1 protein-coding gene is annotated in these 508 nt (G+C 27.8%); it reads right to left on the bottom strand.

Annotation, left to right across the window (positions count from 1 at the left end; translation table 11 throughout):
* On the bottom strand, positions 1-508 hold a 508-nt coding region (locus V6U76_RS05450; RefSeq protein ID WP_333024133.1), incomplete at both ends, for an ankyrin repeat domain-containing protein.

Here is a 508-nt window from a genome sequence, read left to right as displayed (position 1 = left end):
ATTCTCTACCAATATTTTATAAAGTGAAATCTCTGTTTCTCTATATTCTCCTGTATTTTCACCTGTCTTTTCATCTTTATATTCATATTTACATATAAATTTTTTGTCTTTTAGTTTCTGCAGCTCCTTTGCTTTTTCCAACTGCTTGCTTATGTCAGGTGCATAAATATGAAACTTTTCTTCTAACTTAGTTGATTGAAAGTACTTTTCTAAGCTCTCATTTCTAGCAAAGTTAACTAATTTATCTAAATTTTCCTCTTCTAAAATATGGTTAAGCGTAATTTTTGAATCTCCAACTTTTGTCTCTTTGAGCTCTTTTAACTCTGCTGTGCATTGTGTATAATAATAATTTAGGTCAGGATCATCTTCTATAATTTTTTTGTTTTTCTTAAATCCCTCATCATTTACAATATCTGGACTAGAAATTTCTAATTTTGTAATATACTTCACAAATAATTTTTTGGTTTCTAAACCTTTTGCAACATATAAAGGAGTGTAATTCCATCTA

Source organism: Wolbachia endosymbiont of Pentidionis agamae, assembly GCF_036711655.1.
In the GTDB taxonomy this organism is placed as follows: Bacteria; Pseudomonadota; Alphaproteobacteria; order Rickettsiales; family Anaplasmataceae; genus JAZHPY01.
This window is presented reverse-complemented; position numbering and strand designations above follow the sequence as displayed.